The sequence below is a fragment of the Paraburkholderia bannensis genome (genome assembly GCF_014200455.1).
Taxonomy (GTDB): Bacteria; Pseudomonadota; Gammaproteobacteria; order Burkholderiales; family Burkholderiaceae; genus Paraburkholderia; species Paraburkholderia bannensis_A.
In genome coordinates, this window is the sequence record NZ_JACHBW010000027.1 from 1 (window position 1) to 21,126 (window position 21,126).

Consider the following 21,126-nt stretch of genomic DNA (forward strand, 5'->3'; position numbering starts at 1 on the left):
CTAGCGCCCGAACTCCCGCGGCCTATCTGTGTGTCTCCAGTGGAGACACACAGGCTTACCCAGAACTACTCGGGCCGCCGCGGTGCATCCAAGTGGGGCAAACCTTGTGCTCACTCACGTCTCCGAGATCTCGCCTAACGGCCATGCCAGTGTCTCCAATGGAGACACACAGGCTTACCCAGAACTACTCTCAGCCGCCGCGGTGCTTCCAAGTGGGCAAACCTTGTGCTCACTCACGTCTCCGAGATCTCGGCTACCGGCCGTGCCAGTGTCGCCAATGGAGACACTGCATGCTAGCGCCCGAACTCGCGCGGCCTATCTCTGTGTCTCCAGTGGAGACACAGAGGCTTAACCAGAACTAAACGAGTCGCCGCGGTGCTTCCAAGTGTGGCGAACCTTATGCTTCGCTCACGTCTCCGAGATCTCTCCTACCGGCCGTGCCAGTGTCTCCAATGGAGACACTCGGCATGCTAGAGCCCGAGCTCGCGCGGCCTATCTGTGTGTCTCCAGTGGAGACACACAGGCTTAACCAGAACTACTCGGGCCGCCGCGGTGCTTCAAGTGGGGCAAACCTTGTCCTCGCTCACACCTCCTGATCTCGGCTATCGGCAGTGTCGTGTCTCCAATGGAGACACTCGGCATCCTAGCGCCTAACTCGCCCCGCCTGGAGACACACAGCGACTCGCCCAAAGCCATCTAGTCTGAAAGCGGCGTTTCCGCTGAAGTAAGCGTGGTCCCAGCACAGATTTCCGAAACTTCGACCGTTGTCAGAGTCAGTGTCTCCAATGAGGACGCTGGCTATTCTTATCTGACCTGCTCAAACGCACGAGACAAAAAAAGCCCGACGTGTGTCGGGCTTTTGAGACCGCGAAGGCGTCTCTCAGGTTGCTGCAGAGAAAAGTTGCGCTATGAGGTCGCGCACTTGTTTCTCCTTTTCCTCCGTTAGCATTCCGGCCCTGATCTTCACAGTGAGGCCAACGGAATCGCGAGTGATCGAACCAGCCTGATTTCCTCCAGCAAATATCTTCTCGATCTTTCGATCGCTGACCTTCGTATCCGTCTTGCCGTCTGCTTCGATGGCACTCTTAATTGCAGCCACAAGCTTCGTTTGATCGAGGTCGCCAGATACCAATTTTGCCCACGCCTCCTTCGCGATCTCTAGGGCTCTCTCGTTCCTATCGCGAAGAGTCGCCACCAGACTCTGAGCGGCATGTGCACCCAGCAAACGTGGCTGAACGTCGAGATCCCTAATCACAAACTCGGGAAGGTCAGCAAACGACAGGAAGCGATAAAGCTCGGACCTAGCCATACCCAACGCCTCCGCGACGCGTTTGCGATTCGGAAACTCTTTTTCCGTACGGCGGATTGAACGGGAAATCTCGTAGTCGGAAAGATCCTCTCGCGCAACGTTTTCAACAAGAGCGAGCAACGCCATCTCTTCATCGGAGAGATCGACCACGAATACTTTGATGATCTCTTTCTCGATCATCTTGTGTGCTCGCCAACGTCGCTCGCCGGCTACCAACTGATAGCCAGCTTCCTTGCGACGAACAACGATAGGCTGAACGAGACCCGATTCCCGAATAGACTCAGCGAGCTGAGTAAGCTTGCTCTCTGAAAACACCTGCCGCGGCTGCCAGGGATTCGGAACGATGTCCGCAACTCTAACGTCTGTCGGAAGACCAGCCTTCTCCAACTCTGAAATCCGCTGTTGCGCTTGAGCGAGCGCCCCCGCCATCCCGGGGGCAGTAAGCGGCGTCTTGCTTTTTTCCTGCTGAGCATCGAGCTTGATATCTTTCGTTGCTCTGACATCGGCCGTTTTGGCCATCATGCGATCACGCAGGCTACTCATTGCCCGGCCCTCCACTGTGCGACATATTGATCATCGATCCATTTGCAGTAGTCCATCAGCGGCTGCTTTACTCGCGCTAAGGTCTTAGCAACGGTGTCGGCGCGCGATAGGTCGAACACGGTCGAGAACGCGAGCGCTCCGTTGCTCATAACAGAGCTGGCTGGAATTTCGATGGCATGGAGCCAGTCGCCGTATGCACGTTGCGTCCACGAGCGAACGACCGGAGCCGACGAGGTCGTACCATAGTCGACTTTCGAGAGCAGAACGGAAACGAAGTCGTACGTTTTATCGACGTCGTGTTCCGCAAAGCCGTTCGCAACTTCCGCGAACAGCGACCAAAAAGACGACGACGAAATGAAGTCGAGGCTCTCTGGCACGAGCGGCATTACCATTGAATCCGCAGCCATCAGACCGTTCAGCGTCATATAAGAGAGCGAAGGCGCCGTGTCGATGATGATGTAGTCGTAATGGGCACGGAGGGGCTCGATCCCGTTACGAAGGATCGACCAGAACTTAAAGCCAGGATTCGTCTTCTGCTCGGCAGGCAGATGAAATTCCGCGTCATGCAGATAGTTGTGCGCAGGAATGATATCGAGGCCGTCCCAATAAGTACTTTGAACCTTAGCCCCTAGTCCGCCCTCAATGTTGGGATCGTAGATATAAGGGAGAACTGTATCGTCCCAATTGATGTCTTTCTCGGCGTAGAGGCCGCAGAGTTCTGACAGCGACGCCTGAGGATCGAGGTCGATCATAAGTACCTTGCGGCCGCGCAGGCTGAGGCCTTGGCCAAGGCACATCGAGGTCGTCGTTTTACACGAACCTCCTTTGAAATTTGCCGTCGTGAGCACGCGGCCGCGTTGTTCGCGGGTGCCGGTCACGAGCGGAGTCTGGTAGATCGTCGATACTTTTTGGACCCACCGGCGTGCGTCTTTCAACGAAAAAATACGTGCTCGGCCGGTTCCGTGGGTTTCGCCAGTCGGAAGGTCGCTACCGTCTTTCGTAGCGAGGTAATTGATCTTTTGCCTGTCGAGGCCACAAAGATCCGACAGTTCGCCGATAGTGAACACCGGCGCGTTCTTCCGAGGGCGGGGCGCCAGTATTTGATCGCGGAGCTCGTCGGTCATAACCTTCAGGCGATCAGCGAACTCACTGAAATCCGTGAGTTTCACCCGTCGATCGATGCTTGGAAGCTCGCTTAAATTCATGTGGGAAATTCCTTTCTATCAAAGGTGAGGCGACTTTCAACCGCTCACCCATCATTTCTACGGTTTGGCTGCATAAGCCCGTCGAACCGTAGAATACTAGCGGACCCGGAGAATTGCCATTACATTCGACCCTTTCGAGTCGTTTTCGCGGTAGGAAGTCGTAACTGCCTGTATTTCAAGCGCTTATCGCCGCGAAATTCTGCCTCGCGCCCGGCAATTTGCCTCGCAGGAAATCGAGCGGGTGCACGTTATTCGGGAAGCACAACACAAAACACCTCACCTTCGGGATGCGAAAGCGATCCTATATCCCGAAGCTTTCGCGTCATCACACAATTTCCCTCACCTTAGGCAAGGCATTTTTGTTCAAGTCCGTGCGTTTTGAAGCCGCCGATATCCGCATCCGTCAAAGCGAAGTAGCTGCCATTTTTCTGGGAAGCTGCATGGGTAGCTAGTTTGTTTTTGTAAACATAAAACCTACCAACCACTAACACTGAACCTCTTATTTATAAAAAACAATGATTTAGCTCGGCAAGGTGAGGTGTTATGTGTTTGAAGTGCTGTGGATTGAGCACAACCGTGAGACGTTTACCGCACTAAAGTGAGGTATTTAGGGCCGGTAGGTGAGATGTTTTCGACTCAACGGTGAGGAAAATTGTGATCGCTTAGAGCAAAGGTGAGGTGTTTTGGGCGGCAAGGCGGGGCAAGGTGAGGTGATGTGTGTTGACACCGCACCTTGCGCTATGTACCGTACGGCCCAAATACGATCGCGATGGAGAGGGAAGTCGGATGACGACAGGAGGGCAGGTCGCCACGTCGAGGCAGTTGGCGCTGGCACTTTTCGATGACGCACGCGGGCAGGACTTGCCGGTCGAGGCTGCACAAAAGGACATCGGCTTCGCCCGAAAAAACGTTCTCATCCGAATCGTCGATCTCGGTGTCTCCGCTCGGCGGCTCATCGATGCCGCGTACTTCGTCGTGGCTCAAGAGGCCAGTGTTCACGAACTTTACGACGTCGAGCTCGACTATTTTAAGTGGCTCATGCGGTATTCAAGCCGCAACAACGCCCACCTAGAGCAAGTTATCACTGAAGCGCAACGGGCGTTGATACAGGCCACGGCGGAAGCTGAGGCCGACGGCACGAAGCCATTCGGCTCGGTCCAGCTGATTGGTCGCATTTCGTACGCCGGCGGGCGGTTCCAGTTTCGCGTTCCACCTGATCTCATTGGCATCATTCGAGGGCCAGGAAAGTCTCATTGGCTGAGTCTTCGCATCACGTCATTGTTCACGCTGAGCTACGCGCGGGTGATGTACGACCACCTCCTGCCGTACGCTGACGAGGGCGTGACTGACTGGTTCACGCTTGAAGAACTGCGATCATGGCAAGGGGCTATCGGCGCAAAGGCGAAGGAATTCAAGTATTTCAAACGTGACTGGCTCGGACCGGCTGTCGAGCAGATCAATTCTGTGTCCGATTTAAACCTTTCCTTCGAGACCCGTAACGAACCAGGCTCTCGGAAGATTGGTCGCCTTCGTTTTCGTATCGAGCGGAAGGCAGTCGAAGAGCGCCTGTTGCACACACACGAGCAAGCGAAAGCGCTATATGACACGCTGAAACAAGAGTTCGGTCTGTCAAGCGCGCAATTTAGCCAGATCGCGTCCGATCGCGATACATACACGGATGAGCGCCTCGAACAGGCAATCGAGCGCACTCGTTTCAGTTTGAAGCTTGGAAAGATATCAAAGAGTCCAGCAGGTTTTTTCATGAAAGCCCTGAAGGAACGTTGGATCGTGTCCGACGCCGAGCGGCAGATGGTGGAGCAGCAGCAGTTGCTCGCGCTCGCGGAGCGACGCGAAGCTGATGCGAAAGAGAAGGTGCAGTCTCGCGTGGCGTTGCGAGTTGCTGCGCAGGACGTTGATGCGCAGAGTCGTATCGTCGATGAGGTCCGACGCGGATGGGATGCCTATGACGAGGCGACTCCGAAGGCGCAGGAAGAGTGGCGCAGAACCTATCGATCAAGCGCGGGCGGCAAGCTGACACTTCGACGTTTGGGAATCGAGCCGGCTATAGAGCTGACCGACAAGGTGATTCGGCAATACCCGGATTTGAAGGACGCCTTCGCTGGCTACGTATTTGCCAAGACTCGAGCAAGTAAGGGGCGGTTGCGTTGAAATACGTTCGGACGCGTGCCGAGCTGGGCGCCAATCGACTGTTGGCTTCCCCCGTGCGTCGGGCGTTCAAAGTGCTCACGGCGCGCGTCGGTGTCGCTCCTTTGTTGCTGACGCATTCAAGTGCGTTGCGAGCTTCACCTCGAACCTAACAAGCGAAGTCGTCAGCCAGTCTTCCAGAGCAGGAAGGTGTGGAAGCAGTCGCTCAATTCCGGGTAAGTCAACCCTGAGACTTTTCCTGTCCCGGGCCAATCTCACCCGCACTCGGCTGAACGTTTGCTCCGGCACTCGATCTGCGACGATATATTCGAGCAGGTCCTCCATCTCGCGATAGCCGATCGTTACCGCTTCGCGCGCGCGCTCGATGACTTTCTTTTCACCCGTCGCATCGATCGTCGCCAAGATTACCTCGCCGACGCGAAAAGTAAGTGCCTTCGGGCCGCCCATCGCGTCCACAATCTCACTAGGGATTCGCGCCAAGCCTAGCATTCGAGAAAGATTAGACATCGAAATCCCCATGGCTCTCGATAGTGCCGACTGTGATGGCCATAGTCGTTGCACGAGCAACGTTCGATAGAAAAGACCGCGTTCGTATGGCGTCGCCTCGTTGGCGCGAAGCTGCGTATGGGCGCCGATCCAGACGGCGAGAAAAGCGATCAGTGCGCGCGCAACGATTGGGCGATTCAACAGGCTGACCAGGCGCGAGGGACGCTCACTCGTCCATAGTGCATAGTCCTCGTTGAGCTTCTCAAGGTCAAAACCTGTTGTGCCCGCATCGAGCGCGCGGCGGTAGAACGTCTCGTAGCCGGCGAACCGGCCATCGTCACGCCCACGCAGCCACGCCGCGGCGCTGTCCCGTACCATCCAGGCGAGATCTTCCATGTCGGCGTGCCTTCGTCAGTGCACCGTGTCGGCGTGCCACGGCACGCACCCGATCGCGTTGATGATGCATTGACCGTCGACTTCAGCGTAGAACGCGCCCGTCTCCGGATTCTGCCAGCCGAACTGGGCGGAGCCATCGGAGCTGAACACGACGAGTCCAGCAGGCAAATCAGGTAGTTTATTTTCCAGTTGCATTCTCGTTCCTCCTTTTGCGGCCGCGCGTTGTGGTGCGCGGCAAAAGGCTGCCGTCGCACGATGGGCAGACGAAGCTGTGGTGCATTTCGATCTTCGTCTCGTTGTTCGCAACAACGTAAGAGGTACCGCATTCGCGGCAAGGCGCGATGGTCAGGCGCGTATCAGCACCCATCCGGCGAGTCAAGCTGCACGCCCGATCGATGGCGAGCAGTCCCTCACGCGGAAAGAGATTCGCGTAAAGATCGGCTGCTGCGATAAGGGCCTGAGGAGTGTTCGCGTTCATGGTCAGCGCTGCCCGGTACAGCCAGATGAATACCGTCGTGTGCAGGCGGTGCTGGGGTTTGTCGACGAACCACTGGAGCGAAGTCGGCAAATTGCCGCAGATCGACCGCTTGCCGTGAATCGCCTGGTACATCTGTCGCGTCTTGCTTTGTGGCAGGCGGAAAAGCGTAGCGGCGGTGCTTGAACGGCATCCGTGCGCCATCAGCGCCGCTGCATACGTCTCGTGCGTGTCGCGCCCGAGTCGCAACTCAGTCCACATGGCCGAGTGAGGAAGCTCGCTGGCTCGGAACGGCGTCGTGGCCATGATGTGATGCGCGACCTGGTCCGCGTTCATGTCGTGGGCCGTGTATTCAACCCAGAACGCAGAAGACCGGAAGCGCCAACAGAACAGCGGCAGGTCGCGGATACGCTCGAGCGCTGTGCGAAGCTTGTATGAAGGCAGGCTCCCCAGGTACCGAACAAGCTCCGGCGTCATACCAAGCAGTGGCGCACTCAGCACACTCATGTTCGCGACCGTCAGAACGATGTCGAGGAACTGGCGGTTGTGATGCTGGATGGCCTGGGTGGTCAGTGCATCGCGGTTGTCCGGCATGCTGTCACGCAGTTCGTCGACAGCGACGGTCGTTGCCGTGTCATCGACAAAGCAGCGCCAGTCTTCCACAGACGGAAGCGACGGCGAAAGCATGAGAAAGGGTGTGCCCAAAAGCTTGCGAAGCGAGTTGTCGTTCTGGCGAAGGTGTTCGATCGATTGCAGATCGACCCCATAAATCTCGCTGAAAGCGGGATCGGAGACGAGCATCTGATGGATATGTTCGACCAGATCGTAATTGATGCAGCGCAGACGCTCCGCGACCCACGGATGGAGGTACAGACGGTCCAGGGCCTTGTAATCTTCGGCGGTTTTTTCGTGATTGTTATTTGAATTAGTCATCTCAGCGTTTCTTTTCAGTTTAAATGGGACGTGCCGCTAGAACAGTCCCGCATTCCCCGTGCGTGTTTCCCCGGTCAGGTTTATGTGGCCTTCCTTGCGAGCTCGATCTCCGCATGAAATTTGCCGACGACGTCGGCGAGCGCGCTGAAAACCGGCTTGTATCGCTCCGGCTTGCCGCCGGCAGTGCAAAGCAGTTGCGCACTGTGGTACTTCTGTACAAACTCGCCAAAGTCCACTACAAGCGCATTCATCGTTTCGTCAACGCGTGTCTGCATGTCCAACGCCGCTTCCGCTTCCTGCAATCGCGCAGCGGCTTCGGCCTCCTCTGCCTTTTGGGCCTCGATTTTGGCCTCGAGGTCCGCAGACGCTTTCATCAAACGCAGGAACTCTGCGTTCAGCCGGTTCAGGTCGGCTAGGGCCTCCTCGTTCTCGGCAATGGGTGGGCTAACTTTCGGTTGCGCCTTCTCGCGTCGAAGTTCCGCCAGTTGGTTTTGAACATCGCTGAGTTCCTGATGCAGGGCGTTCTTCGAGTTGCCCACCAGGGACAGCTCGTTACGCAGCCGGTCCGTCGCCGCCCGCGCTTCGGTACGCTCGATCCGCATCTGCTCCATGTCGCGATTCAGCCGGTTCTCTTCGGCGCGACTGAGGTCATAGAGCGAATTCAGTTTCGCAAGCTCGTTGTTGAGCGTCTCTACCTGCTCGAGCGTCGCAGTGAGCTCGTCCTGCTTGTGGCGGTACGCCGCGATCAGATCTCTGACTTCGCGGGTGCTCATTTCGGGATTGGCCTTACGCGCATCGATGACTGCGTTCACGATCTCGTCACCAATATCCTTGCCAAGGAGCAGTTGCATACGGCGAGGCCTTCGATGGGCCATACGCGTGGCAACTTCTCGTTGAGGAACGTGACCTTTGTGCGGTTCTGGGCAAGAGGCGAGCGGCGTACCTCGGCCACGCCGTCCTGACCGGTACGCACGATCTCATCGCGGTGCGCGCCGGGTGCGATCGTGCCGCTCCAGTTCTTCGTCTCGATTACGAAGATCCCGAAAGGTGCGACCACAACGTGATCGATCTCGGCCGTGGAGAATGCTGTTCCTGGTGCGTGGTGGATAAGGACCGCGCCTTTGTGCAGATGGAAGTTTTCGCCGCACAGCCACGACAGCACGCGATGCAGTTCAGCGTGCACAGCCGCTTCGCCAGCGTCGCCGCTCGCCTGGGCGCGCGTGACGGGCTTGGCCGTGGTCGTGGCCGTAGCTGTGGCTGCGGGATCGCGAAAGCGTCCCCATGCACGACGGCGCGTGCGGGGCGCAAGCTTCGACAGACGATAGCCCAGGTAGCCGAGGGCGAGCAGCAGAAGAAGACCGGACATGATCACTCCAGTGGAATGTTGGTGATATGTCCAGTCTGCCAGGCTTCTTTCGAAGTCAAGTCGGCGCACACGGCGTAGCGCCTCTTTTTTTAGGCCGGAAAGCTCCACAAAAACTGCATCATTTCGGCTAAAGCGTTGCAGGCGCCTGCAAAACGCGACTCATCGCGAAAGCTGCTGCGAATTCGTGATCATTGCGCGGGAGCGCATGGCTGCGCATCCACTACGCTGGCTACATCCTCGCGTCCCGCACGCATCGACCTGGCAGCACGGGCACCGTGCCGCCCCTTCCTTTTCCTGTCCCCTCGGTGAGAGTCCGTTCGCAGTCGTCCGTCCATCGGTGCGGGCCACTGCGAACGTGCTCCGCGCACCGGTTTTCCTTGCTCAATCCGAGCATCGAAATCACCAGGCAAAACCTGGACATTTTCTTGTGCGTTTATTTTTCTGGAGAGAAAAATGCTGGAGCATTTCGTTAAAGCCGTTCTCAAGTCGCCGGGCAAGCTGCTCGCCCTGTGCTTCGTTGTCTATCTCGCCTCGACGTCTTTCTTCGTTGGCGTGTTCCTTGCCGTAGCCACGGTGTACTGGTTGCGCAAGCAACTTATGCTCAAGGCCAAGGCCCTTCAGGCCGCCGACGCTGAAATCGAGCGTCAGCGTGTCGATCAGGCGCGTGATGAAGCGCTCAAGAAAGCGGCTGCCGCAAACAGTGCGCAGGAGCCGTCGGCTCCCGCCCCTGCACCCGAGGCAACACCGATCCGGCAATACGCCAAATCGGCAGTTGTTATCCCCATGAAGAAGACGGGCACCCGACACTAGGGTCCGTCAGTCACACCACCGCGGCGCTTGCTGCGGTGGCCCTTACCTACGCCGGGAATCCATTCCCGGTCTGGGTGATGCGATTGCCCGGCCGCGTCCGGAGCAATCCATGAAACCAGAAGTCGCTGCATGGCAGCTCGACATCTTTGGCGGCGAGGCCACTCCGGTACTCGTCGTTCCTCCCAAACCCGATCCCCTTCCTGATCCGCATCTCTGGAGCGCGTCCGTGCGTGAAGGCATGGTCGACGCGCTGATCTCGCTGGCACGCGATAGCCGTCGCGGCGACCGCATGCCGGAATCCCTCATGGATTGCGCTTCGATGCTTAGCGAACGGTTGCGTAACGTGAAACTGGATGTCGATGACTATCGCGCCACGCTCGGCTGGATCATGGGCTATTGGGACGGCGCGCTTTCCTACGAGCACGTGTGCAGCGTCAACGGAGTTGATCCCGAGACCCTGCAAACCGTGATCCTGGATACGCCGCTACTGGCACGCGATCTCGAAGAACTCAAGCGTATCTGCTTCGGATCGCTGCTCTAGGAGAACCATATGGCAGTCCCTTATTTCTTCCGCGCATTAGCGGAGCTCTTTCCTCATGTGGCGGGTGGTGCGAGTAGTGCCCAGCGACCTGCCCACACCGCACCGGCCGCCGCCTCGAAGCCCGAGGCACCACGTCATGTCGGACGTGGTGCAGACAACGAAACCTTCGTCACCATCGACGGCGTTCCCAATCTCTTCGTCGATGAAGGCGATTGCGTTGTTCAGTTCCTTCCGGCATTTGAAGAGGCACCGGGAGAGACGCGCTTCGGCACCAAGATCCTTCCGGCGCTGTCGCCTCACTGGGCGGTTGCGAATCAACATGCACTGCCGCTACGCGATGCCATCGCGGCCGCGATTCGTGCAAAAAGCGCGCGGCAGCCGCACTACGTACTCGCCGATGCCCCGGTGCAGTCGCACGGGCATGGGCAACGCGAGACAGTCGCTCACCACGATCGGCCCGTGCCGTCCGCGACGGAACGACCACGCCGGCCAGCGGGTACTACGCGCACGCCTGGCACGGCTGGCGCGAATGGCAAGAATGGCGCGCCGGGGCGCGGCGATCTGGCGGCAACGATCGGTCGCATTGTGTGCTGGGGCGAGGAGGAGTTTCCGAACCGCAAGCCATACGGCAAGCCGTTCTATACCTCGTTCGCGATGCATGTCGACACAGCGCTGGGCGAACAGATCCTTCAGGGCGAAGGGCTCAAGGATGCGATCGCTGAGTCACGCTGTCAGGTGGGCGATCACGTCACAGTGCGTCGTCTTCGCAAGGTCAAGGTCGCCGCTTTTCACGAAAGTGGCCAGCCCGTTCTCAAAAACGGCCAGCAGGTCTACTGGGACAAGTGGCTCTGGTCCATCACTCTTAAATAAAGGAAGTTTTCATCATGGCATCCGTCAACAAGGTGATTCTCGTCGGCAATCTCGGCGCGGACCCGGAAGTGCGTTATCTGCCCAGCGGCGACGCTGTGGCCAATATTCGTCTCGCGACCACCGACCGCTACAAGGACAAGGCGTCGGGCGAGTTCAAGGAAATGACCGAGTGGCACCGGGTGAACTTTTTCGGGCGCCTGGCCGAGATCGTCAGCGAGTACCTTAAAAAGGGCTCGTCGGTCTATATCGAAGGGCGTATCCGTACGCGCAAGTGGCAGGCGCAGGACGGCACCGACCGCTACTCGACGGAGATCATCGCGGACCAGATGCAGATGCTTGGCGGCCGCAACGGCGGTGGCCAGCAGCGCGGCGACAGCCAGCATCACGACGGCGACGACGGTAGCTTCGAGTCGGCACCGCCGGCGCGCTCATCGCAGACCACGCGTGGCACGCGCAATGAGGATTCGGGCGTTGCGCCGCGCTCGCGCGTACCGCAGTCTTCTGCAGGCGGCGGTGGCGCCAACCGCGCGCCGTCCGCGGGCGGCTTTGCAGATTTCGACGACGACATCCCCTTCCAGGGTTTGTATGCACGCGCCGCATGGGCTGCAATCTGATCCCGAACGTTCTCACCTTCCGGATTTGCTGATCCTGTAAATCCTCACCTACGTTTCGCGGCGCACCCTCGGGTGCGTCGTGCGACGCATCTCATTCGCCGCGCTGCCACATCCATGTGGGCGCCGATCCCGTTGATCCCGACACAGGAAACCTGCTGAAAAGATCCGCTCGCGCCAGGCGCAGGCCGCTCTTTTGAGCACGCGTTTTCACGCCTGTCTCAGGCACCGACCCAACCCACTTCCTCCCAGGAGAGTGACATATGAGTACGACTGGACGCGGGCTATCGCCCGAGCAGCGCGACTGGCTGCAACGCACGCTGAAGGGATTTGCGCTCTCTCCTGAGGCGTGGATCTCGACCTTGATGAGCTACGGCATCGCTGCAAGCTATCTGACCGGAAAGGCAACGTCCTGCCCGGTTTGCGGCGGCGACGACCGCTTTACCTATGACAACAGGCACGGTCGGGGCGACTGGGTGTGCCGCAAATGCAACGACGGCGATCCGATGGGCGGCGATGGTCTGCAACTGATCACGCGGGTGAACCGCATCGGCCTCTTCAAGCTGATGCGCGAACTCACGGGCGGTGCGCCGTCGTCGTCGAAACGGGCGGTTGCCGATTTCAAGGCGCCGCGGCCGAAGCGAAAGGCCAGCCCGGCTTTCGTTGAAAAGCGCCTCACGGACATGTGGAATGCCGCAAGGCCGCAGGCTACGGGCGATCTCTCCATGCGCTATCTGCAGTAGCGTGTGCCGGGCCTGACGGCCGGTCCCTCAAGGGCGCTGCGACTTGGCATGCTTGAGTACCGTCATGATCGCAAGGTGCTCGGCGAATGGCCGGGCATTCTTGCCCGGTTCGAATTGCCCGATGGGCGGCTCGGCACGCTGCATCGCACGTTTCTCGATCCGGTCACGCCCGCGAAGGCGTCGATCGTGTCCCCGGACGGGGAGATTCTGGATGTGAAACTCAATGACATGACGCTCAACCCGCTTGCGGGAGGCGCTGTGCGTCTGATGCAACCGGTTGATGGTGAGATCGGCGTCGGCGAAGGACTGGAGACGGTGTACGGCGGCTTCATGGAGACCAGCGTGCCGGTCTGGAACTGTCTGAACCGCGTTCTGCTTTCGCAGTTCGTTGTCCCGGAAGGTTTCGGAATCAAGGTCGTGCACATCTTTATGGACTTTGATCACGTCGACCCGAAGACCGGCAAGTCGCCGGGCGTTGTGGCCGGCATGGCGCTCGCGAAGCGTTTGCGTGCCGAAGGTTACACCGTCGTGCTGCACCGCCCGCGCGTGCGTGGGACCGACTTCGCAGATCAGTGGACGACGCGCTATCTGGCGTCGCGTATGAGTGGCCCGTTGGGCCGTCAGGCATCGCCTTCGCCACGCGTGGCGCGGGCCTTCTGAAGTACCGCCATCAGGCGGCTTTTCTTTTTAACCAGCCCGGTGGGGATTCGTCCCCGCCGGGGATGGTCCGTCGGGCTCTTTTCTCTTGAGGTGGGAAATGAGCTTCTTTCAGATGAAGGTGGGTAACCGCTTTACGATCGTCGCAACGAATGGCGCTGCAAACGGGCATCAGCCGGTATGTAAATCGGAAGCGACGGGCTTCGACGTGTTCGACCGGATCAGCTGCAAAACTGTCGCACGTGATGAGCCGTTCGAGACGGCATTTGATTTTTGCACGCGCCGACTTGCGGTTTTGTCGGCACATCGTGTGCAATGATTCCAGCACTTGAAACAGCGGCGGCCCCAGAGCAATTTGGTGCCGCCGTTTTTTTTCGCATGTACATAGCGCGTCAGAAGAGGCGCAGCCACCACACCAGCAGAAAGAGCGCGCCGCGCAGGATGTACTCGCCGCCTGCCGCGGCGATGCACGCGAACGCCGACACGATGCCGATAAACTCGCCAGTGCTGTGCAGGCCGAGGCTGTAAAGCCAGATCGAGAACAACCATATCGCGTAGCAGGCTGCGGCGATGGCGGCCCGCTGCCCGATCACGGGCCACTGCCTGAACCGTAGCCAGGCCCGGGCGAGTCTTGCCATCCAGTCCTGTTCCATGGCGCGCACTTCCATTATTCAGCGTCCTGCTTGCGCTGGGCGAGGCTGTACGACAGTTCGCCAAATTTCCAGCCAGCGACGGCAACGGCGGCGATTGCAGCCAGATAGACCCACGTGAGCGGCTCGTTCAGACGTTCGCCGTGGAGGATAGCGTTGAGCAGTTGATATTCCATTTTGGATTCTCCTTCAGTTATCGGTGAGGGTTATGCACCGGTGCATGGTGATTGCACCGGTACTTGAATTCATGATGCCACGCCTCTGGCGAAGTCAAGGCGCGGCGAACAACGTGCGTTTGCGCTGGTGTCATGGACCGGTGCATGGTGATTGCTCCGGTGCAAGAGTTCGCGTTTCGAGGCCTGTAGTGAAGTCGATGCACGGCGAACAGCGTGCGCTTCGCGCTGGTGTCATGGACCGGTGCATGGTGATTGCACCGGTGCAAGAGTTCGCGTTTCGAGGCCTGTAGTGAAGTCAAGGCGCGGCGAACAACGTGCGCTCCGCGCTGGTGTCTTGCACCGGTGCATGGTGATTGCACCGGTGCAAGAGTTCGCATTTCGAGGCCTGTAGTGAAGTCGATGCACGGCGAACAGCGTGCGCTTCGCGCTGGTGCCATGCACCGGTGCATAGCGTCCGGCTAGCACCGCTCAATTAAACGGGAGATCCTCTAGGTAGCTGCCAAACACGCTGCCGGATGTGTCGGAGTCTTCGACCCGAACTGCGTCAAAGTCACCTGCTTCGCTGGTCGCCGCATCTGAGGCTGAAAGTGGCGGGCTGGTGTCGGCTTGCGGTCGGGCAGGCTCAGACGGCCTGAGTCCGTGATAAGCGCCAGATGACTCTCCCCGCAGGTGCGCTTCTGCCAGAGCGCGGAATACGGCCGCGCGCTCCCGCGCAGTCGCGCACGCGCGCAACCGCTCATACAGCAACGGATGCTGCAACTGCGGGACCGTGATCTCCATCACGAATTTGCCGTTCATGCTGCGCGGCGCTCGCGAGCGAGACCGGCTTCGCCGACGAGCAGATAGCCTCGTGCGTTCGCGATGCACGGCGAGTCAATCACTTCGATGATGAGGCGAGGAAAGGCACGCCGAAGGACTGATGCGTACAGCGCCGCGCCGCCGCCGGACAGGATGACGGATCGCACGTTCGGCATCTTGCCCACCTTGCGCTGGATTTCCTTCACGACGCCGGCGATGACGGGCTCGGCCTTCTCAAGGTATGGACCGAGGTCGATGTCCTTGCTGAAAAAGCGCAGTGTCGTGCGCTCACGCAGCGCCTCGTCGATCATCTCGATACAGTCGCAGTCTTCGCCTTCATCCAGGGAAATCAGATTGGCGATTCGCTGGTAGATGTGCGACGCGCCTCCGGGCGTGCCGCCGCTGAGGACGTTATTGATTGTGAAGCCCGTCGCGTACACCCAGTCGGTCGTGAAATAGCCGACGTCGATAACGAGGTGCTGGTCGCTGGGATTGAAGTTCTTTCCGCGCGTACTGGATGCGAGGATGAGCGAACCCAGCGGTTGCGGGATCACGACGACCTTGTCGATCGTGACACGACCGCATCCAAAATCCATTTCTCCACAAAAGCGCTCCTTGAGCGTATCGGAGTACGTCTTAAGGTTGTGCACGGGCAGCCCGAGTACGAGACGTTCGATGTGGGTGACGCCCGCGAAGTGGATCGCACCAAAAAGCAGTGCGGCGTAGTTGTCAGTGGTGACGTAGTCGGCGGCGAGTGCCCGGCCGGTTAGTCCGTGGACCGCGTTGAGCGGTACGCCCGGACCGACCTCATATTCGATCTTGTCGATCGTCACGGTGACGACCTTGCGGGTGGTCATCGTACCGTCGCCGTGACCTAAGTTAAGCGTCGCGGCGAGCGGCGCGAGCGACGGGAACATATCCGTTGCAATTGAGCCACCGGCAGCACGGTAAGCGTATTTCGTGTTGCCGTAGCCGACGTCGATAGCGAAGACGGAAGTTTTCATATGTTTCTCTCCAGAAAGCATGGGTACGCGTTGGGTGGATCCGCTACCAAACTCCGGGATAAAGTCCGGGTTTGAGAGCGCAACAAAGCAAAGTCCGGGTTTATCCCGGAGTTCGTGAAGCACACCTCATGAAACTCCGGGTTTATCCCGGAGATTCCTGGGGCTGCCAGGCAAACTCCGGGTAAATGTCCGACTTTCTGAATCCAGTCTATCGAGCGGATTGCGAAGTCAAGTCAGCGAAAGCACGCGGGATCAGGGGATCTTTTGCCCTGACGCGCTTGCCATGAGGCCGTATCCTTGCAATACCTGCCGCGTCCCTGACGCATCGACCAGAAGTGCCAGGCACTTCGTGCGTCTTCTCTCAGGCCCAATAGGCCAAAACCCCCGGCCCGCCAGGGCCAGAAATTCCCGACTGTCCGCTCTCCACCGTGAGGCGGCTTTTTTTTCAATCAGATCAAGTCCACCGTGATCCATATTGAGGACCACTGGACAGTGCGATATCCATGCGATTGGCGGGTGTCCGCCGCAATGTGGCGCAATGAGGAAGTGTGGACGCGGACAGTTGGACAGTTCGCGACCACGTTCTCATGCGCCTGCACACGTTCCTTCAGCCTGAGTGCTGGGTGCGTTCACGAAGCCCGATACACCGCGGCGGAGATGAACGTGCTTCGGAACGGGGGAGAGCCTGCGCGCTGGCCACGCCAGTGAAAACGCGCCTCCTCGTACGGAAGACAGAACGGTCCGCGCAGCCGTCACCAGAAATGCGCAACAGGAATTACCCGGCAGCTGGCCCGGGTGCGTGCACGACACCGCGTCGTTCACGCCATCCAGATACGGAAACGTATCCGGGGCCGGTCGGGTAGCCACGGGATGCGGCAAAGCCCTGAGAGCACGACAGCACGCAGCGGATCGCAATGCGATTTAGCTTGCAGTCGAGCATCAGGCAGGCAGTCAACGCGGGAGCGGATTTGCGCGAAGCGCAGGTCGGGCCCGTGCCGCAGCAAGGTGGACAGTCGGAACGCATCTCTTCCGTGCGTCGGGCTGATCGGATGGAATCGCTAAAGGACAGGAAGGCAGTAACCCCGCGCCGGGGGCATCGGCGAAGCCGGTTGGTAACTGGCGAAGGATGAAGACCTCTGCGCGCGATGGCGATGTCTGGCAGGGACATCACACCGCAGCCGCTGGGGACGTGGTTCGGGTCGTCGCGAAAACGCGCGGCGCGACAGCGCAACGGAGAAAAACATGGCAGCAATATTGAACGTGCGGGCCGTGGTGCGAGGCTACCGTCTTACGCCCACGGTGTCGGCTGAGCTGATCGCGTTGCTCGACGAGCATGTGTCGAGTGTCCACAGCAAGACGCGCATCAGCGCGAAGCCCTTGTCGATCAGGACGCAGGAATACCGTGTGCGCGGGATCTGCGCGGCGCTCGTGGAATTGCGAGAGGGCGGCTACGCACTGGCGAGCCCGTGGAGTATGCGGCGCAAGCACGTCGAATGGCTGATCAATCACTGGGTCGAAGCGCGACAGAGCGGCGGTACGATCGAAAACAAGCTGACGTATCTGCGCGCACTCTGCGAATGGATGGGCAAGGGCAATCTGGTGGGCAAGCTGGACGACTACGTGGACCGCAGGGAAAACGGCCTCGTGCGCTCCTATGTGGCGGAGGTCGATCGTTCGTGGGAGGCAAACGGCGTGAGCGCACACGAGAAGATTGCCGAGATCGCGGCGACATGCCCACGGGTCGCAGTGCAGTTGAAGCTGCAGGCGGCCTTTGGTCTGCGCATCGAGGAGAGCTTCATGTTGCAGCCGGTGCGCGCAGTGAAAGACATGGAGCTGCTTGAGGTCACACGCGGGACCAAAGGCGGTCGCGAGCGCGAGGTGCCGATCGAGGAGAAATATGCCGTGCTGGAGGCTGCGGCCGGCCTGTCGAATCCGATGACAGGTTCGACGGTGCCGGCCGACCGGACACTCCGGCAGTGGCGTAACCATTACTACCATGTGCTCAAGCGGCACGGCATTACCCAGTCTGGCCTCGGCGTGACGAGTCATGGTCTGCGACATCAGTATCTGCAGGAGGTCTATGAGCGCACCGCCGGTGTGGCCGCGCCGATCAAGCAATCGGGCGCGCGTCCAGACCCGGAACTGCATGCGCAGGCCATGCGTCGCGTGGTCGAGGCGGCTGGTCACAGCCGCGTGACCAAGGCGAACGCCTACCTTTCGACGTTTGCGAAACAGGAGCGGCTGGCGAAGCCCAATCCGACCGCCGACCAGGCACGGGCCGCAGTCGAGGCCGCCGGTGGAAACAAGACGCACGCGGCGGCAGCGCTGGGGATCTCCCGACAGGCGCTATACCGGCTGCTCGATGGGGCCGTTGCCGCGCAACAGTGAGCAGTGAGCGTGTGTTTTCGCACGTTGCGTGTGCGCAGATATCCGCACACTCTCGTCAAACGCAAACGTTCTGCAGACCGCTGCGAATGACGGTCAAGAAACGAACGATACAGGGGAGGGGTGGGGAAGCCTTTACGGCAAAATAATTTTGTCTCTCAGGTTCTGGCAAGCCCTCGGAACAGCCAGAACACTATTCGACCGGCCTTGGCCGGTCTTTTTTTTGCCCGTCAGAAACGCTCACCAGCGGTCGCGGTCGGGCAGTGAGTCGACGGCCGCCGCGATGGCATCTTCGTAGAGCATGTCCTGATGCTCCGGATGGGTATAGACATTTGGGAACTGGGCATAGCGCTCGCCCTCAATCTCGACCCATTTCGCGAGCTGGACGAGCTTGCGGTAGCGCGCGGCGTCGTTGAGCACCGGATCAATGGGCCACGAATCGAATGAGACGACCGTGGCATCGACGAGTCGGCGCGCGATCATCTTCACCATCGGCCCGAGTTCCGACCAGTCGCCTTCAAGTCGCGAGACAAGTTCGATGATCGCAGGAATATCGGTCACGCCAAGTTCGCGCTCGACGAGCCGTTGCAGATCTGACTTTTCGGCTTCCGGCCGGTTGAGCCTTCGATTCCAGATTTCGGCGACGGTATTGCGTGCCACCGTGTCATCTTCCTGGCACGGTTGCCACGGAGTCTGCATGCCGCATTCTGCACAGTAGATACAGACCAGTGGCTCGGTCTCCGGTGCCTCGGGAGGACGTCTCGCGATGTCGCCGACGCGCGGCGGCCCGGCAAACCTGCCCCAGCGGGACGGATCGTAAATCGGGTCAGGGCATGGGGCAATGAGACGCTGCGAGCGGCCGATGGTGGGTCGGCCGCCGCAATGGTCACACGGGACAAGTTGCTCGTACATGGCGCTCTCAGGGCTGATTTGAAATGTTGCCCAGATTATTGCGCGAGCGCCTGCTTTACAAAAGCTCGAACAGGCGACGGTAATCCTGGTAGACCGCTACAAAGTTTTCCTTTAGGCGGCAACGGTGGGGAACGCGTGATGTTCGCGACCGGCGAGAAGCCGGCCTGCCGATTTTTTCCCGAGTCGCACCATGCTCGCGTCGCCGGGCTCACGTTGTGCCGCTAGACCGTCGCCATAGGCGTAGCCCTCCGTGCTCAACCAGACCCCTTCCGGCTTTCGCGTGCCACTGTCAGCAACGTCCGCGCGCGGTAGCCATTCGCCCCATTGCTTGAACAGGAAGGGTACGCCGGCGGTGGCGCATTGCGCGTGGAGATCTAGCGCCCACACTGGATGCATCGGGCGCGCGTGCGGGCCGCTCTCGCCGCCGGCAATCACCCAGTCGACGCATTCGTGCATCGCGGCGAGATGGATGGGATCGCTCACGTGTCCCGCGCACGTGGCGCAATAGCCCGGTTCGTACCGCGCGTCCTGGATGAAGCCGGTCGCGCAGTGCGGCCACCCCGGCGTCAGGTAATCACGAATATCGACCGGCCCGAGCAGTGGCTCCATGCTCAGAAATTTCACGTGAGCGGGCGTGTCGAGCAGCTTGGGTATATCGCGATCTGCTTCGGTCTGGTTCACGATCGTGGCGCCTATCCACACACCCGGCCACGCCCGCTCGTCCCACGTGTTGACGCCGCACGACAGTTCGCCGACCACATCGTTGAGCATCGCCCTTGCGTTGCCTATACGCTTGGTGAGCAGGAGCCAGTCGAGGTTGGGCGTCTTCGCGATCAGGCGGAAGAGGTCGACGCGCCATTCAGGATCGACGGCATTGTCGAAGACGTCGGCGAGCGACGAGCAGAAAACCCGCTGACGCCGGCCATGCTTTGCGAAGAAGGATGCGTGCGCAGCGTTCCAGTGGATAGGCTGCCGCCAGTTCGTGGCGGATGTTCGCACACGGGTTTCGCCAGGACCCCACACCACCTTGTGCAGGCGTTTATCCATTAACTGCTCTGCGTAGCAGTGGTCGCAGCCAGGCGACACCTTTGCACATCCGGACCACGGATTAAAAGTGTGATCAGTCCATTCGATGCTGGAATTTTCGGCCATGGTTATGCCTTCCTCGCTGCTTTGTCTCCGATCACATAGGCACGGATCGTCTCCATCGCGCGCGCATCATCAGTGGCCGGCGGGCCGTGAGCGATCGATTTATCCAGCGGCGTGCACATGCGATCAAGCGCATCGAGCACGTCGGCCGGCACCGGGTTATCGATCACGTCGCGCGCGAGCAGCTCGGCATCGTCGAGTGCGTTCGAGAGGCCCGTGCGCGCGATCGATTCCGGTATCGCCAGCAGTTTCGTGCGCGCGCTCGCGATCGTCGCGAAGAGCCTGCCGGCGCGTTCACGCGCAGGGCGGGGGGAACTGCCGTAGCGGGATTCGGGTTCGACCGGCACATCGGCGTCGGCTGCAATCAGGATATCCGCGGCGCGGCACAGTTCGCGCGCGGTGCTCCAGCGCTGGTTGTCGAGCGACTGGAATCCCGATCTGACGAGTTCGAGCGAGCGACGGTAAAGCCACGCGGCAATCGTTGCCGAGGCTGCTGCCTGCAATGGACTGCGATAGAGGGGAGGCTGGGCGTCGAGCCAGGCCTGTACTGCCTGGACCGTGACGGTATCTGCAGGGGCGCCGGGAAAGCGCTGGCGAAACCCGGTTTCGAGTTCCTGCGAAGCGACGAGGGCGTTGAGGTCGTGGTTCATTGTTGAGATCCCGAAGGCGAGGGTGACGCTTAAAGCCTATCGGGGTGAGTGCAAAGTCAAGTTCGCGCAGTCGGCGATGGCGGACTGATATCGGACAGATCGTCTGCGTGGGAACCCTGCCTCGTCAAACGAGGCCGTTATACGTTTCGTGCGTCACGAAGCACACGGGTTTCATCGAGTGCGAATCAACGAGTATTCGATGCCTGAGACCGACTGGCACGGAGAAGTCCCCTCCGCGGCTGGCTAGTACACGAGCGTCCAGCGACAGGGGGTGCACTCCCGCCTCAAGCT

At 59.7% G+C, this 21,126-nt stretch carries 23 protein-coding genes; 9 read left to right on the forward strand and 14 right to left on the reverse strand.

All coding sequences use genetic code 11. From position 1 onward, the window contains the following. Positions 1 to 880: 880 nt before the first annotated feature. Together F4827_RS30900 and F4827_RS30905 are read right to left on the reverse strand one after the other, a co-directional pair. On the reverse strand, positions 881 to 1,852 hold the full coding sequence (locus tag F4827_RS30900) for a ParB/RepB/Spo0J family partition protein (RefSeq protein WP_183733775.1): 972 nt from the start codon (positions 1,850 to 1,852) through the stop codon (positions 881 to 883). Beyond that, on the reverse strand, positions 1,849 to 3,057 hold the full coding sequence (locus F4827_RS30905) for a ParA family protein (protein ID WP_183733772.1): 1,209 nt from the start codon (positions 3,055 to 3,057) through the stop codon (positions 1,849 to 1,851). Before F4827_RS30905 ends, F4827_RS30900 begins: the two co-directional genes overlap by 4 nt. A 786-nt stretch (positions 3,058 to 3,843) precedes the next feature. Here F4827_RS30905 and F4827_RS30910 point away from each other — a divergent pair. Beyond that, on the forward strand, positions 3,844 to 5,226 hold the full coding sequence (locus F4827_RS30910; RefSeq protein ID WP_183733769.1) for a replication initiation protein: 1,383 nt from the start codon (positions 3,844 to 3,846) through the stop codon (positions 5,224 to 5,226). A 75-nt stretch (positions 5,227 to 5,301) separates the two neighbouring features. Here the strand turns inward: F4827_RS30910 and F4827_RS30915 are convergent, their stop codons facing one another. The 5 genes from F4827_RS30915 to F4827_RS30935 all read right to left on the reverse strand — a co-directional run bounded on the left by F4827_RS30915 (position 5,302) and on the right by F4827_RS30935 (position 8,879). Continuing rightward, on the reverse strand, positions 5,302 to 6,105 hold the full coding sequence (locus F4827_RS30915; RefSeq protein ID WP_184123855.1) for a ParB/RepB/Spo0J family partition protein: 804 nt from the start codon (positions 6,103 to 6,105) through the stop codon (positions 5,302 to 5,304). Positions 6,106 to 6,120: 15 nt separating this feature from the next. Further along, complete coding sequence (locus F4827_RS30920; RefSeq protein ID WP_183731310.1) at positions 6,121 to 6,300, reverse strand: hypothetical protein; 180 nt, start codon at positions 6,298 to 6,300, stop codon at positions 6,121 to 6,123. Beyond that, positions 6,284 to 7,513 (reverse strand): FlhC family transcriptional regulator, encoded by a 1,230-nt coding sequence (locus F4827_RS30925; RefSeq protein WP_184123858.1) that lies wholly within the window; start codon positions 7,511 to 7,513, stop codon positions 6,284 to 6,286. Before F4827_RS30925 ends, F4827_RS30920 begins: the two co-directional genes overlap by 17 nt. A gap of 80 nt (positions 7,514 to 7,593) precedes the next feature. Then, positions 7,594 to 8,364: a hypothetical protein gene (locus F4827_RS30930; protein ID WP_184123860.1), complete on the reverse strand. Its 771-nt coding sequence runs from the start codon at positions 8,362 to 8,364 to the stop codon at positions 7,594 to 7,596. Beyond that, on the reverse strand, positions 8,322 to 8,879 hold the full coding sequence (locus tag F4827_RS30935; protein ID WP_184123863.1) for a nuclease-related domain-containing protein: 558 nt from the start codon (positions 8,877 to 8,879) through the stop codon (positions 8,322 to 8,324). The genes F4827_RS30930 and F4827_RS30935 overlap by 43 nt, the downstream gene beginning before the upstream one ends. A 453-nt stretch (positions 8,880 to 9,332) precedes the next feature. Between F4827_RS30935 and F4827_RS30940 the strand changes: the two genes are divergently transcribed. The 7 genes from F4827_RS30940 to F4827_RS30965 all read left to right on the forward strand — a co-directional run bounded on the left by F4827_RS30940 (position 9,333) and on the right by F4827_RS30965 (position 13,430). Then, complete coding sequence (locus tag F4827_RS30940; RefSeq protein WP_184123866.1) at positions 9,333 to 9,689, forward strand: hypothetical protein; 357 nt, start codon at positions 9,333 to 9,335, stop codon at positions 9,687 to 9,689. 109 nt (positions 9,690 to 9,798) lie between these two features. Continuing rightward, on the forward strand, positions 9,799 to 10,230 hold the full coding sequence (locus F4827_RS30945; RefSeq protein WP_184123868.1) for a hypothetical protein: 432 nt from the start codon (positions 9,799 to 9,801) through the stop codon (positions 10,228 to 10,230). Positions 10,231 to 10,239: 9 nt separating this feature from the next. Beyond that, positions 10,240 to 11,100: a hypothetical protein gene (locus F4827_RS30950; RefSeq protein ID WP_183733819.1), complete on the forward strand. Its 861-nt coding sequence runs from the start codon at positions 10,240 to 10,242 to the stop codon at positions 11,098 to 11,100. A gap of 14 nt (positions 11,101 to 11,114) precedes the next feature. Further along, positions 11,115 to 11,714 (forward strand): single-stranded DNA-binding protein, encoded by a 600-nt coding sequence (locus tag F4827_RS30955; RefSeq protein WP_183733823.1) that lies wholly within the window; start codon positions 11,115 to 11,117, stop codon positions 11,712 to 11,714. A gap of 260 nt (positions 11,715 to 11,974) precedes the next feature. After that, positions 11,975 to 12,454, forward strand: coding sequence for a primase-helicase zinc-binding domain-containing protein (locus tag F4827_RS35630; RefSeq protein ID WP_260175575.1), 480 nt, complete (start codon positions 11,975 to 11,977; stop codon positions 12,452 to 12,454). Positions 12,455 to 12,502: 48 nt separating this feature from the next. After that, positions 12,503 to 13,114: a DNA primase gene (locus tag F4827_RS35635; protein ID WP_260175576.1), complete on the forward strand. Its 612-nt coding sequence runs from the start codon at positions 12,503 to 12,505 to the stop codon at positions 13,112 to 13,114. Between the two features lie 97 nt (positions 13,115 to 13,211). Continuing rightward, on the forward strand, positions 13,212 to 13,430 hold the full coding sequence (locus F4827_RS30965; protein ID WP_183733629.1) for a hypothetical protein: 219 nt from the start codon (positions 13,212 to 13,214) through the stop codon (positions 13,428 to 13,430). Between the two features lie 73 nt (positions 13,431 to 13,503). Here the strand turns inward: F4827_RS30965 and F4827_RS30970 are convergent, their stop codons facing one another. The 4 genes from F4827_RS30970 to F4827_RS30985 form a co-directional block, all read right to left on the reverse strand. Then, on the reverse strand, positions 13,504 to 13,764 hold the full coding sequence (locus tag F4827_RS30970) for a hypothetical protein (protein ID WP_183733826.1): 261 nt from the start codon (positions 13,762 to 13,764) through the stop codon (positions 13,504 to 13,506). A 14-nt stretch (positions 13,765 to 13,778) separates the two neighbouring features. Beyond that, the gene (locus tag F4827_RS30975) at positions 13,779 to 13,937 is read right to left on the reverse strand and encodes a hypothetical protein (RefSeq protein WP_183733624.1); all 159 of its coding nucleotides are present in this window, start codon (positions 13,935 to 13,937) and stop codon (positions 13,779 to 13,781) included. Positions 13,938 to 14,405: 468 nt separating this feature from the next. Beyond that, positions 14,406 to 14,735, reverse strand: a complete 330-nt coding sequence (locus F4827_RS30980; protein WP_183733829.1) for a hypothetical protein — start codon at positions 14,733 to 14,735, stop codon at positions 14,406 to 14,408. Next, positions 14,732 to 15,739 (reverse strand): PRTRC system protein D, encoded by a 1,008-nt coding sequence (locus F4827_RS30985; RefSeq protein ID WP_183733832.1) that lies wholly within the window; start codon positions 15,737 to 15,739, stop codon positions 14,732 to 14,734. The genes F4827_RS30980 and F4827_RS30985 overlap by 4 nt, the downstream gene beginning before the upstream one ends. Before the next feature lie 1,242 nt (positions 15,740 to 16,981). On the opposite strand from F4827_RS30985, the gene F4827_RS30990 reads away from it, so the two are divergent. Continuing rightward, positions 16,982 to 18,127, forward strand: coding sequence for an integrase domain-containing protein (locus tag F4827_RS30990; protein ID WP_184123871.1), 1,146 nt, complete (start codon positions 16,982 to 16,984; stop codon positions 18,125 to 18,127). A gap of 237 nt (positions 18,128 to 18,364) precedes the next feature. Here the strand turns inward: F4827_RS30990 and F4827_RS30995 are convergent, their stop codons facing one another. The 3 genes from F4827_RS30995 to F4827_RS31005 form a co-directional block, all read right to left on the reverse strand. Then, positions 18,365 to 19,036, reverse strand: a complete 672-nt coding sequence (locus F4827_RS30995) for a Lar family restriction alleviation protein (protein ID WP_184123874.1) — start codon at positions 19,034 to 19,036, stop codon at positions 18,365 to 18,367. Positions 19,037 to 19,147: 111 nt separating this feature from the next. After that, the gene (locus F4827_RS31000) at positions 19,148 to 20,188 is read right to left on the reverse strand and encodes a phage Gp37/Gp68 family protein (RefSeq protein WP_184123877.1); all 1,041 of its coding nucleotides are present in this window, start codon (positions 20,186 to 20,188) and stop codon (positions 19,148 to 19,150) included. 2 nt (positions 20,189 to 20,190) lie between these two features. Continuing rightward, entirely contained in the window at positions 20,191 to 20,835 is a 645-nt protein-coding gene (locus F4827_RS31005) for a hypothetical protein (RefSeq protein ID WP_184123880.1), read from the reverse strand. Positions 20,836 to 21,126 lie beyond the last annotated feature (291 nt).

Excerpts from the sequence above, each read along its gene's own strand:
- F4827_RS30910 (WP_183733769.1), top strand. The coding sequence starts at position 3,844 with ATGACGACAGGAGGGCAGGTCGCCACGTCGAGGCAGTTGGCGCTGGCA.
- F4827_RS30925 (WP_184123858.1), bottom strand. The coding sequence starts at position 7,513 with ATGACTAATTCAAATAACAATCACGAAAAAACCGCCGAAGATTACAAG.
- F4827_RS30970 (WP_183733826.1), bottom strand. The coding sequence starts at position 13,764 with ATGGAACAGGACTGGATGGCAAGACTCGCCCGGGCCTGGCTACGGTTC.
- F4827_RS30975 (WP_183733624.1), bottom strand. The coding sequence starts at position 13,937 with ATGGAATATCAACTGCTCAACGCTATCCTCCACGGCGAACGTCTGAAC.
- F4827_RS31005 (WP_184123880.1), bottom strand. The coding sequence starts at position 20,835 with ATGAACCACGACCTCAACGCCCTCGTCGCTTCGCAGGAACTCGAAACC.
- F4827_RS30985 (WP_183733832.1), bottom strand. The coding sequence starts at position 15,739 with ATGAAAACTTCCGTCTTCGCTATCGACGTCGGCTACGGCAACACGAAA.
- F4827_RS35635 (WP_260175576.1), top strand. The coding sequence starts at position 12,503 with ATGCTTGAGTACCGTCATGATCGCAAGGTGCTCGGCGAATGGCCGGGC.
- F4827_RS30995 (WP_184123874.1), bottom strand. The coding sequence starts at position 19,036 with ATGTACGAGCAACTTGTCCCGTGTGACCATTGCGGCGGCCGACCCACC.
- F4827_RS30990 (WP_184123871.1), top strand. The coding sequence starts at position 16,982 with ATGGCAGCAATATTGAACGTGCGGGCCGTGGTGCGAGGCTACCGTCTT.
- F4827_RS30940 (WP_184123866.1), top strand. The coding sequence starts at position 9,333 with ATGCTGGAGCATTTCGTTAAAGCCGTTCTCAAGTCGCCGGGCAAGCTG.
- F4827_RS30950 (WP_183733819.1), top strand. The coding sequence starts at position 10,240 with ATGGCAGTCCCTTATTTCTTCCGCGCATTAGCGGAGCTCTTTCCTCAT.
- F4827_RS30900 (WP_183733775.1), bottom strand. The coding sequence starts at position 1,852 with ATGAGTAGCCTGCGTGATCGCATGATGGCCAAAACGGCCGATGTCAGA.
- F4827_RS30930 (WP_184123860.1), bottom strand. The coding sequence starts at position 8,364 with ATGCAACTGCTCCTTGGCAAGGATATTGGTGACGAGATCGTGAACGCA.
- F4827_RS30905 (WP_183733772.1), bottom strand. The coding sequence starts at position 3,057 with ATGAATTTAAGCGAGCTTCCAAGCATCGATCGACGGGTGAAACTCACG.
- F4827_RS30935 (WP_184123863.1), bottom strand. The coding sequence starts at position 8,879 with ATGTCCGGTCTTCTTCTGCTGCTCGCCCTCGGCTACCTGGGCTATCGT.
- F4827_RS30980 (WP_183733829.1), bottom strand. The coding sequence starts at position 14,735 with ATGAACGGCAAATTCGTGATGGAGATCACGGTCCCGCAGTTGCAGCAT.
- F4827_RS30965 (WP_183733629.1), top strand. The coding sequence starts at position 13,212 with ATGAGCTTCTTTCAGATGAAGGTGGGTAACCGCTTTACGATCGTCGCA.
- F4827_RS35630 (WP_260175575.1), top strand. The coding sequence starts at position 11,975 with ATGAGTACGACTGGACGCGGGCTATCGCCCGAGCAGCGCGACTGGCTG.
- F4827_RS30920 (WP_183731310.1), bottom strand. The coding sequence starts at position 6,300 with ATGCAACTGGAAAATAAACTACCTGATTTGCCTGCTGGACTCGTCGTG.
- F4827_RS30945 (WP_184123868.1), top strand. The coding sequence starts at position 9,799 with ATGAAACCAGAAGTCGCTGCATGGCAGCTCGACATCTTTGGCGGCGAG.
- F4827_RS30915 (WP_184123855.1), bottom strand. The coding sequence starts at position 6,105 with ATGGAAGATCTCGCCTGGATGGTACGGGACAGCGCCGCGGCGTGGCTG.
- F4827_RS31000 (WP_184123877.1), bottom strand. The coding sequence starts at position 20,188 with ATGGCCGAAAATTCCAGCATCGAATGGACTGATCACACTTTTAATCCG.
- F4827_RS30955 (WP_183733823.1), top strand. The coding sequence starts at position 11,115 with ATGGCATCCGTCAACAAGGTGATTCTCGTCGGCAATCTCGGCGCGGAC.